The 12996-nt window shown below is 57.1% G+C and carries 15 protein-coding genes and 1 tRNA gene; 7 read left to right on the forward strand and 9 right to left on the reverse strand.

What is annotated here, in order from left to right:
- The first annotated feature begins 160 nt into the window (after positions 1-160).
- Both HMPREF2541_RS03650 and HMPREF2541_RS03655 read left to right on the forward strand, forming a co-directional pair.
- A complete protein-coding gene (locus HMPREF2541_RS03650) occupies positions 161-2020 on the forward strand; it encodes a lytic transglycosylase domain-containing protein (protein WP_064087926.1) in 1860 nt (619 codons plus the stop codon).
- Positions 2021-2316: 296 nt separating this feature from the next.
- Positions 2317-2712 carry a hypothetical protein gene (locus HMPREF2541_RS03655; RefSeq protein WP_064083834.1) on the forward strand — a complete coding sequence of 132 codons (396 nt, stop codon included), beginning with the start codon at positions 2317-2319 and terminating at the stop codon, positions 2710-2712.
- Between the two features lie 59 nt (positions 2713-2771).
- Here the strand turns inward: HMPREF2541_RS03655 and HMPREF2541_RS03660 are convergent.
- The 6 genes from HMPREF2541_RS03660 to HMPREF2541_RS11875 all read right to left on the reverse strand — a co-directional run bounded on the left by HMPREF2541_RS03660 (position 2772) and on the right by HMPREF2541_RS11875 (position 5708).
- Positions 2772-2847 (reverse strand) — tRNA-Thr (locus tag HMPREF2541_RS03660).
- A 12-nt stretch (positions 2848-2859) separates the two neighbouring features.
- Positions 2860-3420: an elongation factor P gene (gene efp, locus HMPREF2541_RS03665; RefSeq protein WP_003823135.1), complete on the reverse strand. Its 561-nt coding sequence runs from the start codon at positions 3418-3420 to the stop codon at positions 2860-2862.
- A gap of 119 nt (positions 3421-3539) precedes the next feature.
- On the reverse strand, positions 3540-4037 hold the full coding sequence (locus HMPREF2541_RS03670) for a hypothetical protein (RefSeq protein WP_070541766.1): 498 nt from the start codon (positions 4035-4037) through the stop codon (positions 3540-3542).
- A gap of 84 nt (positions 4038-4121) precedes the next feature.
- A complete protein-coding gene (locus tag HMPREF2541_RS03675) occupies positions 4122-4868 on the reverse strand; it encodes an isoprenyl transferase (protein ID WP_049258895.1) in 747 nt (248 codons plus the stop codon).
- Between the two features lie 88 nt (positions 4869-4956).
- Positions 4957-5514 carry a ribosome recycling factor gene (gene frr / locus HMPREF2541_RS03680; protein WP_003823140.1) on the reverse strand — a complete coding sequence of 186 codons (558 nt, stop codon included), beginning with the start codon at positions 5512-5514 and terminating at the stop codon, positions 4957-4959.
- The gene (locus tag HMPREF2541_RS11875; RefSeq protein WP_141744193.1) at positions 5511-5708 is read right to left on the reverse strand and encodes a hypothetical protein; all 198 of its coding nucleotides are present in this window, start codon (positions 5706-5708) and stop codon (positions 5511-5513) included. Before HMPREF2541_RS11875 ends, frr begins: the two co-directional genes overlap by 4 nt.
- A gap of 156 nt (positions 5709-5864) precedes the next feature.
- On the opposite strand from HMPREF2541_RS11875, the gene HMPREF2541_RS03685 reads away from it, so the two are divergent.
- Positions 5865-6347, forward strand: a complete 483-nt coding sequence (locus tag HMPREF2541_RS03685) for an RICIN domain-containing protein (protein ID WP_003823144.1) — start codon at positions 5865-5867, stop codon at positions 6345-6347.
- Between the two features lie 223 nt (positions 6348-6570).
- Positions 6571-7041 carry a Dps family protein gene (locus HMPREF2541_RS03690; protein WP_070541768.1) on the forward strand — a complete coding sequence of 157 codons (471 nt, stop codon included), beginning with the start codon at positions 6571-6573 and terminating at the stop codon, positions 7039-7041.
- 240 nt (positions 7042-7281) lie between these two features.
- Here the strand turns inward: HMPREF2541_RS03690 and pyrH are convergent, their stop codons facing one another.
- Positions 7282-7995, reverse strand: coding sequence for a UMP kinase (gene pyrH, locus HMPREF2541_RS03695; protein ID WP_003823146.1), 714 nt, complete (start codon positions 7993-7995; stop codon positions 7282-7284).
- A 123-nt stretch (positions 7996-8118) separates the two neighbouring features.
- On the reverse strand, positions 8119-9093 hold the full coding sequence (locus HMPREF2541_RS03700; protein WP_070541770.1) for a YheT family hydrolase: 975 nt from the start codon (positions 9091-9093) through the stop codon (positions 8119-8121).
- Positions 9094-9360: 267 nt separating this feature from the next.
- Here HMPREF2541_RS03700 and HMPREF2541_RS03705 point away from each other — a divergent pair, with 267 nt between their 5' ends.
- Positions 9361-9645, forward strand: a complete 285-nt coding sequence (locus tag HMPREF2541_RS03705) for a hypothetical protein (RefSeq protein ID WP_003823148.1) — start codon at positions 9361-9363, stop codon at positions 9643-9645.
- 109 nt (positions 9646-9754) lie between these two features.
- Here the strand turns inward: HMPREF2541_RS03705 and murA are convergent, their stop codons facing one another.
- Positions 9755-11008, reverse strand: a complete 1254-nt coding sequence (murA, locus tag HMPREF2541_RS03710) for a UDP-N-acetylglucosamine 1-carboxyvinyltransferase (RefSeq protein WP_064087929.1) — start codon at positions 11006-11008, stop codon at positions 9755-9757.
- Positions 11009-11324: 316 nt separating this feature from the next.
- Here murA and pheA point away from each other — a divergent pair, with 316 nt between their 5' ends.
- Positions 11325-12404, forward strand: a complete 1080-nt coding sequence (pheA, locus tag HMPREF2541_RS03715) for a prephenate dehydratase (RefSeq protein ID WP_070541771.1) — start codon at positions 11325-11327, stop codon at positions 12402-12404.
- A gap of 139 nt (positions 12405-12543) precedes the next feature.
- Positions 12544-12948: a DUF6636 domain-containing protein gene (locus tag HMPREF2541_RS03720; RefSeq protein WP_035580144.1), complete on the forward strand. Its 405-nt coding sequence runs from the start codon at positions 12544-12546 to the stop codon at positions 12946-12948.
- Positions 12949-12996: the final 48 nt, after the last annotated feature.

Genomic DNA, 12996 nt, shown 5'->3' on the forward strand with positions numbered 1-12996 from the left:
CCGTACTTTCAGGTAGCCTTACCGAACAACCGGCTGGCTGAAACCCGGCTCGCAAGTAAAAAGCAGTAAAACCCGCCGTCTGTTCGCGCCTGCCGCTTCATTGCCCCGCCGCTTTCAGGTAGCCTTAGGCCATTCCGAATTATCCAAACCGACATCAAGCATGAAAAAAATAGTATATCAACACAGTCTCTCCCTCCTCGCTGCCGGCCTGCTCGCCGCCTGCTCCAGCCAAACCGAAACCCCGGTCGAGCCCATCAATGCCGATAGCAGTGCCGCCGTCCAGCTGCCCGGCGGCCGCCGCAGCGATTCCGAAGATAAAGTGCTGGCCGATTACCAGATCTTCCAGTCCGCCCAAGCCGCGCTCAAACAGGGCGATGCCAGCCAGGCCGCCCAATTCCTCGCCCAAGCCCAGCCCAGCGCCATGGCCAACAGCCTGCGCAACCAGTGGCTCAAACAGCTCGGCCGCAACGGCCAATGGCAAGAGTTTGTTCGGCAATACGGCTACCTGAAACCCGCCGACCGCGATAAAGAAACCCGCTGCTATGCCGCGCTGGCCGGGCAGGAAAATCAAAATGCCACCCAAGAAGTGCTGGCCGAACTCGGCCGCCAACCCGAAGGCTGCAACCGCCTGCTCGACCAGCTCGCCGCCCAAGGCAGACTGCCCGCCGATGCCGCTTGGCGGCGCGTGCGCGGCCTGCTGGCCAACAACCAAATCAGCGACGCCCGCCGCCTGGCCGCTGCCTTAGGCTCTCCCCTGCCCGAGCCCCTCACCAGCGCCACGCCCGACAGCCAAGGCGGCCGTGAAGCCCTACTACACAGCGTAATCGGCCAAAATGCCCGCAAACAGGCCGATGCCGCCCAACGCCTGCAAAGTCTCTCCGCCAACCTCAGCCCGGCCCAAACCGGCTTCGCCTGGGCCGTGCTCGGCCACCACTACGCGCTGAACCAGCGCTTCCCTGCCGCGCTCGACGCCTTCAACCGTGCCGACCGCAGCCAGCTGGGCAAAGAACACTGGGAATGGTATGCCCGCAGCGCTCTGCGCCTCAGCCGCTGGAGCGAGCTGCAAAACATCATCGAAGCTATGCCCGACACCCTGCGTGCTGACCCCACCTGGCAATATTGGCTTGCCCGCAGCCTGGCCGCCAGCGGCGATTCCGCCCGAGCCCAGCAGTACTATCGCCAAGCCGCTGCCTCCGGCCGCAATTTCTATGCCCTGCTTGCCACCGAAGCCCTCGGCGGTAAAGTGGACACCCGCAACACCGCCGCCGAGCCCGGCAGCAGCCAAACCGGACAAGTGGCCGCCGACGGTGCGGTTTCCCGCGCGCTCAACTTATTCCGCGCCTCCCAGCGCAGCGGCGATTGGGATATGCGCAAACAAGCCCAGGCCGAGTGGCGCTATGCCGTGGACGGCTTTAACGAACCCGCCCTACTCGCCGCCTCCAAGCTTGCCCATGATGCCGGCTTCTACGAGATGGGCATTTATGCCGCCGATAAAACCAACAGCCAAATCAACTACAACCTGCGCTATATCTCTCCCTTCCGCGACAGCGTGAGCCGCTACGCCGCCCAAGCCAATATCGACCCCGCCTGGGCCTACGGCATCATCCGCCAAGAAAGCCGCTTCATGATCGGCGTGCGATCCCGCGTGGGCGCCACCGGCCTGATGCAGGTGATGCCCGCCACCGCCCGCGAAATCGCCGGCAAAATCGGCATGGATCCTGCCGAATTGCACACCATCGAAGGTAATATCCGCATGGGCATTTGGTATCTGGGTGATGCCCGCAATCGGTTGGGTAATGAAGTGCTCGCCACCGCCGGCTACAACGCCGGCCCCGGCCGCGCCCGCAACTGGCAGGCCTCCACAGCTCTCGAAGGCGCGGTGTATGCCGAAACCATCCCGTTTGATGAAACCCGCGACTATGTTAAACGCGTGATGACCAACGCCACCTATTACGCCAGCCTGTTCAACGAGCCGCACACTTCCCTCACCCGCCGCATGGGCACCATTCCGGCACGGTGATGAAGGCTAGCTCCACTTTGTTGCAACCTATTTGGTAGGTAAAAGGCTACCTGAAAAGTTTCAGGTAGCCTTTTTGCCGATATAAATTCAGCGCTTGCTCTTTTTTGCGCAAACTTTCCACCTAAGCACATCCGGTTTTCCTGCCCGTACTGTTCGTGCAATACCCATGCCGCCACATTATTTCTTCTTAGTGCAAGCACTAGGCTGGCTTAATCAACTATTTTTTAGGTAGCCTTGGCTGCGTGAAAAGTTGTCCGTCATCCACTACCTGCCCATTCAAGAAAGGCTACCTGAAAGTGCCGCTCGTTTCCCTTCACGACTACCTCCGCCCCTGGAAGCTGTTTTCGCTTGCCTGCGGCATTGCCATCCTCATTGTCGGCTCCTACCTCCAGCCCGCACCCGACTGGGATATTCCCATCAGTTTCCTGATGGCCTTCAGCACCTACTTGTTCGCCCCCATCACTTCACGCACGTTGGCGCGTCGGCAGTGGAAATACTTGCCGCTGGCCTTGTTTGGCATGTGGTTTTCTGTTGACGGCATCTACTGGCTGTATTGGTCGTGGCGCGATCCGGTAGCACTCGAAATGATGCGCAGCGGCAATGCCCCCGCATCCGCCTGCCTGTATGCCCTATGTGCCATGATTTGGCTGTACGACGGCACCCTGCGCGAAATATTACGCTTGAAGAAGTAAAGCATATAGGCTACCTGAAACCAGCCAGCAAAAAGCCCCGCGAAAAGCGGGGCTTGGATTGGTGCCGGTAAAGGGAGTCGAACCCCCGACCTTCGCATTACGAATGCGCTGCTCTACCAACTGAGCTATACCGGCCAGATTCGGCAATTAGGCGCGTTTGCGGAATTCGCCGGTGCGGGAGTCGATTTCCACTTTGTCGCCGTTTTCAATGTAGGCCATCACTTGGATTTCGGTACCGCCCACGAGGCGTGCGGGTTTCATCACTTTGCCGGAAGTATCGCCTTTAACGGCGGGCTCAGTGTATTCCACTTCGCGCACGATGATGGTGGGCAATTCCACGGAAATCGGGTTGCCTTCGTAGAAGGTTACTTCGCACACATCTTCCATGCCGTCTACGATGAATTTCAGGTTGTCGCCGATGTTTTCGCCTTCAACTTCGTATTGGTTGAACTCTTCGTCCATGAATACATACATCGGGTCGGCAAAATAGCTGTAGGTGCATTGTTTGCGGTCGAGCTGGATAACGTCAAACTTATCATCGGCTTTCACGATGGTTTCGCTGTTTGCGCCGGTGAGCAGGTTTTTCAGCTTCATGCTTACTTTGGCAGAGGAGCGGCCGCCTTTGATGTATTCGGTTTTCTGTACCACCATCGGCTCGCTGCCCACCATGAATACGTTGCCGGCGCGCAATTCTTGTGCGGTTTTCATAATTTATATCTCTTTCAGTCTAATCAGGGAAAAACGGAAAACGCGGCATTTTAGCGCAAACGGTTTTGGCTGTCCAAAGTAAAGGCTACCTGAAATTTTCAGGTAGCCTTTCGCACTACTTATTCGTAATAACGCCCTAAGTCCAACAAATCGCCCAACAGCGACCAATCATCTGCCACAACCACTTCTTCCCCCAAACTATCTTCCAACCCCTGCGCACCGCATTCCAAAAGGGTGAGCGGGTCGAAGTTGTACCAGCTATAGCCGGTTTCGGAGGTGATGCCGTAGTGGCACAATTCATTTTGCAGCTCTTGGCCACGCATGCGGTGCAACTCGGCTACCTGAAAAATAATCACGGCGCAGGCGTATTGCCACGGATCGCTTGTTTTCAGCTGCCCATCGGGCATCTGGCGGATGAGCAGCCATTGTTCGTTAAACGGGGCAGGCGGAGCAGTAAAGGCTTCTTGCAGTAGGCTGAGGCAGAGGGTGGGAGTGCAAACGGCATCCTGTTGGCTTTGCAACAGGGCATAGAGCGCCAGGAGATAGTCTTCGAGATTACGGTTGGCGAATGATTGGCGGAGGTTTTCGATGTGGATGGAAAATTCACTATAGTTCATAGTATGAGCTTGAGTTGTAGCGCTAAAACAAAGCGGCAACAGACATCCGCCCATCGCCGCCCTACCCGATGGAAAACCAACAACTCAACCGCGCTGCTGTTCCGGCGGCAGTTGTTCGCTGGTGCGGCCGAAACGGCGTTCGCGCACCCGGAAGGAAGAAATGGCACGGTCGAACTCGGCAGCGTCGAAATCCGGCCACAGCGCGTCGGTGAAATAAAACTCGGCATAGGCCATTTGCCAAAGCATGAAGTTGCTGATGCGGGTTTCGCCGCCGGTGCGGATAAACAGGTCGGGCTCGGGGGCTTCGGCCAAGGAAAGGCGCTGGGAGAGGTCGTCTTCGGTGATTTCGCTTTTGCCTTCGGCAATCAGCCGGTTGGCAGCTTGCAGGATATCCCAGCGGCCGCCGTAGTCGGCAGCCACGGTGAGCGTGAGGCCGGTGTTGTCGGCGGTGAGCCGTTCGGCGGCTTCGATGCCTTCCACAATCGCGGCGGGGAAGCGGCTGCGGTTGCCGATTACTTTGAGCCGCAGGTTGTTTTGGTGCATTTTGGCCACCTTCCCGTCTAGCGCCTGCAAAAACAGTTTCATTAAAAAGGAAACTTCGTCTTCGGGGCGGCGCCAGTTTTCGGTGGAAAAGGCGAATACGGTGAGGTATTCCACGCCGAGCTCGGCGCAGCGGGCGGCTAGGTTTTCCAGGGCGGTGAGGCCGCGTTTGTGCCCCATCACGCGCGGCAGTAGGCGTTTTTTCGCCCAACGACCGTTGCCGTCCATAATCACGCAAACATGGCGCGGGATGTTGGTGCGTTCGGGGATGCTTTGGGTGCTGCTGCTCATATGCTTTCCTCGGGCTAGGCAGGTTTCAGGTAGCCTGAGGCGGCACGGGCAAATATATCAGCCCGTGCCGCCGTATCGCTCGGATGGTTTACACCACCATCAAATCTTCTTCTTTATGCTCCAGCAGTTTATCCACTTCGGCGATGTATTTGTCGGTGAGCTTCTGGATCTGCTCTTCGCCGCGGCGGGCATCGTCTTCCGACACTTCTTTGTCTTTCAGCAATTTTTTGATGTGATCGTTGGCATCGCGGCGCACGTTGCGGATAGACACGCGGCCGTCTTCGGCTTCGCCGCGCACTACTTTAATCAGGTCTTTGCGGCGCTCTTCAGTGAGCATCGGCATCGGCACGCGGATAAGGTCGCCCATAGAAGCGGGGTTCAGGCCGAGGTTGGAATCGCGGATGGCTTTTTCCACGGCGGCGGCCATATTGCCCTCATAGGGCTTCACGCTAATGGTGCGCGCGTCGAGCAGGGTTACGTTGGCCACCTGGCTCACCGGCACCATGCTGCCGTAGTATTCCACTTCCACCTGGTCGAGCAGACCGGTGTGGGCGCGGCCGGTGCGCACTTTGGCTAAGTTTTCGCGCAGCACTTCCACCGAACGCTGCATCTTGGTTTCGGCTGAGGTTTGGATTTCTTTGATCATAGGGTTTCCTTAATTGAGATGTTTTCAGGTAGCCTTCCGGCTGCCACGGCAATAGTGCATAACGAGCGGGATACTACCTTGCTTTGCCCGCTGCGGCAAGGTTTTCCGGCCGCCGGGCACGCCGCCACCATAAACCGCGCATCCGCCGTCTCTCCAGACTGATAAACCACATCATGATGATGCCGATTTCCCATATCCTATCTTCAGCCCGCTAAATTTTCAGGTAGCCTTGAATCTGCGCAAACTACTTTCCTATCAAGCCAGCATTTGCTAAATTCCACAGCAGTAAATTATGCCATATTCCCAGCCTCACTATATAAAAGGCTACCTGAAACCACGAGGATAACCCCATGCACCGCCTCATCCTGCTCTCCGCCCTCCTCCTCACCGCCTGCCCTCTGCCCTATTGCCCCGTGCGCCCCATCCCGCCCAATGCACCCAAACTCCACACCAAAGCCCCGAGCAGCACTGCTTTTGCCCGCGAAAAACAATCCGAATCCAAGCTCCCCGATGGCGACACCATGCGTATCGGCAGCGAATGCATCACCGTCCACAACCGTACCCTCACCCTTCACCCCTGCCGTAACATGCCCAACCAATATTTCGAACGTATAGTCCGCAACGGCACCATCCGCCAAAATGGCCAATGCCTTACCCAAACCGGCAGCAACATCACCCTCGAATCCTGCACCGGCAAGCGCAATCAAGAATGGTATAGCGACGGCAAGCGCCTGTGCAGCCGCAGCGCCAATGCCCAATGCTGGAGCGTCAGCCAGCACAGCGTGCGCCTGCAAACCCGCAACGACTCGCCCGAACAGGAAGTGCTGCGCTAGAGTAGCAGCGAATGCCCACGCTCTCCTTTTATAGCCAATCTTTCAAACATATAAAACATAATAAAGGCTACCTGAAACCTTTCAGGTAGCCTTCTTCTGGGTATTAAAATAAAAAATCAATCGAAAAGCAATTTTTAATTGGAAAAATAAAATAACCAACACTACAATGGCTGCCAATCAAACAGTAATTCTTTTTCCCAACTCTGTTTAATAAGGAGCCATCATGAGCATCAACATCGGTATCAACGAAACCCAACGCCAAACCATCGCCCAAGGCTTATCTAAAGTGCTGGCCGACACCTACACCCTCTATCTGAAAACCCACAACTACCACTGGAACGTGGAAGGCCCAATGTTCCACAGCCTGCACACCATGTTTGAAGAGCAATACAACGAGCTGGCGCTGGCCGTGGACGAAATTGCCGAACGCATCCGCGCGCTGGGCTTCAAAGCACCGGGTTCCTACAACGAATTCGCCAAACTCACTTCTATCCCCGACGGCCAAAGCAGCAACGATGCTCCTACTATGATTCGCGAGCTAGTGGAAGGCCAGGAAACCGTGATCCGCACCTGCCGCGAGCTGTTCCCCGCTGTGGACGAAGCCAACGACGAACCCACCGCCGACCTGCTCACCACCCGTATGCAAACCCATGAAAAAACTGCCTGGATGCTGCGCGTGTTGCTGCAAAAATAAGCAGGTTTGTTCAATACACCAACGCCCGTTATGGCAACGGGCGTTTTTTTTTGCGGCGCGAAAAGCTGGCCGGAGCAAGATTGCCAGAGGAGGTTGAACTTCTGCGGAAACCAACTTCGGGTTGGGCAGATTTTGTGTTGGTGTTTTTCAGGTAGCCTCTCCCCCTGCAACAGGCTACCTGAAAGCCAAAACATCAGGCCGCCTCCCATTGAGAAGCGGCCTGCAATCTTGCCAATTCAATCAAATATGCACCAAAGTGCCTTCGTCTTCGCCCAGCACCACCCGTTTGAGCGCGCCTTCTTTGGCAATGCCGAATACCACGATGTTCAGTTTGCGCTCGCGGCACAGCGCCAAGGCGGTGGCATCCATCACTTTCAGGTTTTTCACGATGGCTTCGTCAAACGTGATGTCTTGATAGCGCGTGGCCGAAGCGTCTTTTTTCGGGTCGGCGGTGTACACGCCGTCCACATTGGTGGCCTTGAGCATGATGTCGCAGTTCATTTCCGCACCGCGCAGCGCGGCGGCGGTGTCGGTGGTGAAGAATGGGTTGCCCGTGCCGGCGGCAAAAATCACCACTTTGCCTTCTTCCAAATATTGAATGGCTTTGGGGCGGGCATAGGTCTCGGCAATCTGCTGCATGGAAAGTGCGGATTGCACGCGCGCGGGCTGGCCGAGGCTTTCAAACGCATCTTTCAAGGCCAGGGCGTTCATCACCGTGGCGAGCATGCCCATGTAGTCGGCAGTGGCGCGGTCCATATCACTGGCCTGCGCGGCCACACCGCGAAACAGGTTGCCGCCGCCAACCACCACGCCCACTTCCACGCCCATTTTGGCGATTTCCACAATCTGCCCGACAATGCCCATAATCGTGGTGCGGTTGATGCCGAAGGCATCGTTACCCATCAATGCCTCACCTGAAAGTTTCAATAAAACACGCTTATAGCGGATAGTCATGGCAGCCTCTCTTCATGGTTGGAAAATTCAAACGGCAGGCATTATACGCTCTTTCGGCTGCGTCGGTTGGCTGATTTTGGCAGTTTATTAATATCAAGGCTACCTGAAAATCTTCCTACCTTTTCAGGTAGCCTGTGCTGCCACGCCGTCGAAATAGCGCAACACGGTATCCGGCAGCCAATTCAAATCAGCCGTGCCGGGAAAGCCGGCGTGGCCGCCGTATTCGGGCTGCAACAGAGTAACACTTGGCGATACGTCGCTCGCCTGCGGCAGCGATTCGGCGGGAATGAAGGGGTCGTTGAGTGCGTTCAAAATCAGGGTAGGCACGGCGATTCGGTGCAGCAGGGGTTTGGCGCTGGAGCGGCGGTAGTAGTCGGCGGCATCGGCAAAGCCGTGCACGGGGGCGGTGAAGCTGTTGTCGAAATCGGTGAGGTTGGCGGCAGCTTGCACGGCAGCGGCGTCAATCTGCGGAAAACGGGCGGCGCAAGCAGCGGCTTTAGGCAACAGCGAACGCAGGAAATAAGGTGCATACAGCATTTTGCTCAAGCCCTGCTCCAGCCGATGAGAGGCGGCGGTTAAATCCAACGGCGCGCTCACCACGGCAGCAGCCTGCGGAATGGCACGGCTGCCTTGTTCGGCCAGATATTTGGCCAATGCGTTACCGCCCAAGGAAATACCGACGGCGCAGATACGCGGGTAGCGCGAGTGCATTAATTGCAGCATATGTGCAACTTCGGCGCTGTCACCGGAGTGGTAAAACACGGGTGCGCGGTTTTCCACTTCGCCGCAGCTACGGAAATGCGCCACCACGCCGTGCCAGCCGTGCCGTTGCGCGGCAAACATCAGGGCGCGGGCATAATGACTGGCACTGCTGCCTTCCAGCCCGTGAAACAGCATCAATAGCGGGGCATCGGGGCGTTTACCATCTACAAAATCGTAGGCCACCTCAGTGGCGCCCAGGCTGTCGGGCAAAAGCTCGCGCCGGTAGGCCGGGCTACCAATGCGCACCAGCTTCGGCCAAATGCTCTGCAAATGCCCGCCGCGCAGCCAAAACGGCGGCCGGTAGGCAGGCAATTGGGGGAAATTGTTTCGGTTCATGTGTGGCAATCCATTGAAAATATTTAATTGGCAGTACGCGCTTGGCTATCGTCTGCTTCACATTAGACAGCAAATTAGACAACTAATAGGCTAATTTATAAAGAAATTTATTTAAAGCCATCAGATTACTCGCCCACAAAATGCGACACTTACCGACACTGCCGTAGGTAAAAAGCGGCATAATCGTTGTCAAACCTTACTCCGATATAGTAGAGTGTTTCCACAGCTACCGGCAACGGTAGCCATTTTTCACAGGAGAACCTAACTATGCAACGCAAACTAACTATTCTGATGCTGGCTTTGCTGCCGATTGCGTCCGCATGGGCCGACGGTGTAAAAATCGGCAACGACTCTTCCGGCCTGCCGCCTGAATTGGTGCAAAACTTGGCGCAAACGTCCAAATCCATGGGCGTGAAAGAGCCGATGAATATCAGCACCCGCAACGAAGGCGGTGCACGCTATGCCGTGGTATCCGGCACTTCCGGCACCACTTGCCGCATCAAACTGTCCAACGGCAACCCGCCCACCATCTTGGGCTTGTCCTGCCGTTAATCAGAACCAACAAATATTGGAAAACAGCCCGAATATCGGGCTGTTTTTGCTTCCTGATGCTTGAGGGGCTACCTGAAAACCCTACGGTTGGTTTTTCAGGTAGAACTGCCTACTGTTTCAAACGTTCGATTTTCGCGCCCACTTTACCCAGCTTCTCTTCGATATGCTCGTAGCCGCGATCCAAGTGGTAGATGCGCTCCACAATGGTATCGCCGTCGGCTACCAGGCCGGCAATCACCAGGCTGGCCGAAGCGCGCAAGTCAGTGGCCATCACGGTGGCGCCGGAAAGTTGCTCCACACCTTTTACCAGCGCGGTATTGCCCTCGGCGCTGATATGCGCGCCCATACGGTTGAGCTCGGGCACATGCATGAAGCGGTTTTCAAAAATGGTTTCCACCATCCGGCTGCTGCCCTCGGCCACCGCGTTCATCGCCATAAACTGCGCCTGCATATCGGTGGGAAAACCCGGATGCGGCACGGTGCGCACGTCTACAGCTTTCGGACGCTGCGTCATTTTAATGTCAATCCAATTTTCGCCGGTTTGGATTTCCGCGCCGGCTTCCACCAGCTTGTCCAACACCGCTTCCATGGTTTTGGGCGCAGCATTTTGCAGGCGCACCTGCCCGCCGGTCATGGCCACGGCGCAGAGGAAAGTGCCGGCTTCGATGCGGTCGGGCACCACGCTGTGGGTACAGCCGTGCAGCTTCTCCACACCTTCAATCGTCATAGAGGGCGTGCCGATACCGCTGATTTTCGCGCCCATTTTCACCAGGCATTCGGCCAAGTCCACCACTTCCGGCTCCACTGCGCAGTTTTCCAGTACAGTGGTGCCTTCGGCCAGTGTGGCTGCCATCAGCAGGTTTTCCGTGCCGCCCACGGTAACCATATCCATCACCACGCGCGCGCCTTTGAGCTTGCCGCGCGCCTTCACATAACCGTGCTCGATCACGATTTCCGCGCCCATGGTTTCCAGCCCTTTCAAGTGCTGGTCCACCGGTCGCGAGCCGATGGCGCAGCCGCCGGGCAGGCTTACTTCCGACTCGCCGAAACGCGCCAGCGTGGGGCCGAGCACCAAAATGGAAGCACGCATGGTTTTCACCAATTCATACGGTGCGCAAGTGTTGTTTACCGTGCCGCCATTGATTTTGAACTCGCTTACGCCATCGCTTTCCACTTCCGCGCCCATGCCTTGCAGGAGTTTGTGCGTGGTTTTCACGTCGGCCAGCATCGGCACGTTGGTCAGATGCAGGATATCTTCGGTTAAAAGCCCGGCGCACATCAGCGGCAGGGCGGCATTTTTCGCGCCGGAAATCACGATTTCGCCGTGCAACGGGCCGTTGCCGGTAATTTTCAATTTGTCCATGTTTCTGTTGAATTTCTTTAATCTTTAGGTTGAAGCGGCAGCCCTTGGCAACAAAGGTTACCTGAAAACGCGAGATTATAAACGTTTTGCATCAGCCTTAGGCAGCCTTTGCCCAACTTTTCCCGCAATGCTTTTCAGGTAGCCTCCCGCCCGATCTAAGGCTACCTGAAAATATTCAGCCCACACCAACGCCCCGTTTTTCTGTGCTATAACAAGCTCACTTCACTTCCGCTGCGGCCTTAGCCCAACTGGTATCAACAAGGATGCCAATCTGCTATACAATCAACCCATCCCCATCCCGCATAAAGACCGCGCCATGCCCGACCAATCCCTCGCCCCCCACCGTCAGGCCATCGACACCATCGATGCCGAAATCCTCAATCTGCTCAACCAACGCGCCGCCCACGCCCGCGCCATCGGCGAGCTCAAAGGCACCGGCATTGTCTACCGCCCCGAGCGCGAAGCCCAAGTGTTGCAGCGTATTCAAAGCCTGAACCAAACCGCCGCCGGCCTCCTGCCCGACGAAGCCGTCGCCCGCCTGTTCCGCGAAATCATGAGCGAATGTCTCGCCGTAGAACGCCCGCTCACCATCGCCTACCTCGGCCCAGAAGCCACCTTCACCCAACAAGCCGCCGTGAAGCACTTCGGCCACGCCGCCCGCACCCAGCCCTGCCCCTCCATCGACGAATGCTTCCGCCTGGTGGAAGCCCGCCAGGCCGACTACGTCGTCGCCCCGGTGGAAAACTCCACCGAAGGCCCGGTCGGCCGCACCCTAGACCTTATGGTTTCCACCCCCCTGCGTGCCTGCGGCGAAGTACTCCTGCGCATCCAGCATCATTTATTGCAGCAGCCCGGCGCTAACGGGCAGCCGGAAAAGGTGTATGCCCACGCCCAAGCGCTGGCCCAATGCCACGAATGGCTCAATCGCCACCTGCCCCACGCCACCCGCATTTCCGTGGCCAGCAACGCCGAAGCCGCCAGCCTCGCCGCTGCCGAGCCGCAAGCCGCCGCCATTGCCGGTCAGGCCGCCGCCGAGCATTACCATCTGGCCAAATTCGCTGCCAACATCGAAGACGAGCCCAACAACACCACCCGTTTTCTCATCTTCGGCCACAACCGCACCCAGCCTTCCGGCCGCGACAAAACCTCCCTCATCGTCTCCGCCCCCAACCGCCCCGGCACCGTACACCGCCTGCTCCAGCCCTTCTCCGAGCACGGCATCTCCATGACCAAGCTCGAAAGCCGACCCAGCCGCGCCGGCCTGTGGGACTACATCTTCTTCATCGACATCGAAGGCCACGTCGACAGCCCCCAGATCCAGCCCGCCCTCGAAGCCCTCGCCGAACGCGCCGCCTTCGTCAAAATCATCGGCGCCTATCCGCAGGCCGTGCTGTAAATTTTCAGGTAGCCTCTATGCAGCAAGAGGCTACCTGAAACAAACTTTTGCAAAGCAAACACAAGTTTCTACCGAGCTAAAAAACATCCAACTTTGCGCTAAAATCTTTCTTTCCTAACCACTCTAATGGAGTCACACCATGCGTATCCTACCCCTTGTCGCCACAGCCATCCTGTTCGCTGCCGGCACCGCACATGCCGATATCAAAATGTTCCGCAGCCCCAGCGGCAACATCAACTGCATGTACGACCATTCCCCCGGCGTAGTGGAATGCCAGATTCCCCAGCCCGATCGTCCAGTCCGCCCCAAACCGCGCGATTGCGAGCTCGATTGGGGCAGCAACTTCTCCATCGCCCGCACCGGCCACACCCAAATGGGCTGCGTGGGAGACAGTCTCGCCAGCCCCGACAGCCGCGTGCTGCCCTACGGTCAGACCCTGCGTGGCAATGGCTGGCAATGTACCAGCCGCACCAGCGGCATGACTTGCACCAACAGCCAAAACCACGGCTTTGAAATCAGCAGCCGTCGCCAACGCCTTTTCTAAATTCTCTAATGTACACAAAAGGCTACCTGAAACTTTCAGGTAGCCTTT

It is taken from the genome of Eikenella sp. HMSC061C02 (assembly GCF_001809035.1).
In the GTDB taxonomy this organism is placed as follows: domain Bacteria; phylum Pseudomonadota; class Gammaproteobacteria; order Burkholderiales; family Neisseriaceae; genus Eikenella; species Eikenella corrodens.

Bases quoted from the DNA above. Each gene is read 5' to 3' on its own strand.
- HMPREF2541_RS03690 (WP_070541768.1), top strand. From the start codon at position 6,571: ATGAGCATCAACATCGGTATCAACGAAACCCAACGCCAAACCATCGCC.
- HMPREF2541_RS03720 (WP_035580144.1), top strand. From the start codon at position 12,544: ATGCGTATCCTACCCCTTGTCGCCACAGCCATCCTGTTCGCTGCCGGC.
- pheA (WP_070541771.1), top strand. From the start codon at position 11,325: ATGCCCGACCAATCCCTCGCCCCCCACCGTCAGGCCATCGACACCATC.
- HMPREF2541_RS03650 (WP_064087926.1), top strand. From the start codon at position 161: ATGAAAAAAATAGTATATCAACACAGTCTCTCCCTCCTCGCTGCCGGC.
- frr (WP_003823140.1), bottom strand. From the start codon at position 5,514: ATGATCAAAGAAATCCAAACCTCAGCCGAAACCAAGATGCAGCGTTCG.
- HMPREF2541_RS03705 (WP_003823148.1), top strand. From the start codon at position 9,361: ATGCAACGCAAACTAACTATTCTGATGCTGGCTTTGCTGCCGATTGCG.
- HMPREF2541_RS03670 (WP_070541766.1), bottom strand. From the start codon at position 4,037: ATGAACTATAGTGAATTTTCCATCCACATCGAAAACCTCCGCCAATCA.
- HMPREF2541_RS03685 (WP_003823144.1), top strand. From the start codon at position 5,865: ATGCACCGCCTCATCCTGCTCTCCGCCCTCCTCCTCACCGCCTGCCCT.
- HMPREF2541_RS11875 (WP_141744193.1), bottom strand. From the start codon at position 5,708: ATGGGAAATCGGCATCATCATGATGTGGTTTATCAGTCTGGAGAGACG.
- murA (WP_064087929.1), bottom strand. From the start codon at position 11,008: ATGGACAAATTGAAAATTACCGGCAACGGCCCGTTGCACGGCGAAATC.
- pyrH (WP_003823146.1), bottom strand. From the start codon at position 7,995: ATGACTATCCGCTATAAGCGTGTTTTATTGAAACTTTCAGGTGAGGCA.
- HMPREF2541_RS03700 (WP_070541770.1), bottom strand. From the start codon at position 9,093: ATGAACCGAAACAATTTCCCCCAATTGCCTGCCTACCGGCCGCCGTTT.
- HMPREF2541_RS03675 (WP_049258895.1), bottom strand. From the start codon at position 4,868: ATGAGCAGCAGCACCCAAAGCATCCCCGAACGCACCAACATCCCGCGC.
- efp (WP_003823135.1), bottom strand. From the start codon at position 3,420: ATGAAAACCGCACAAGAATTGCGCGCCGGCAACGTATTCATGGTGGGC.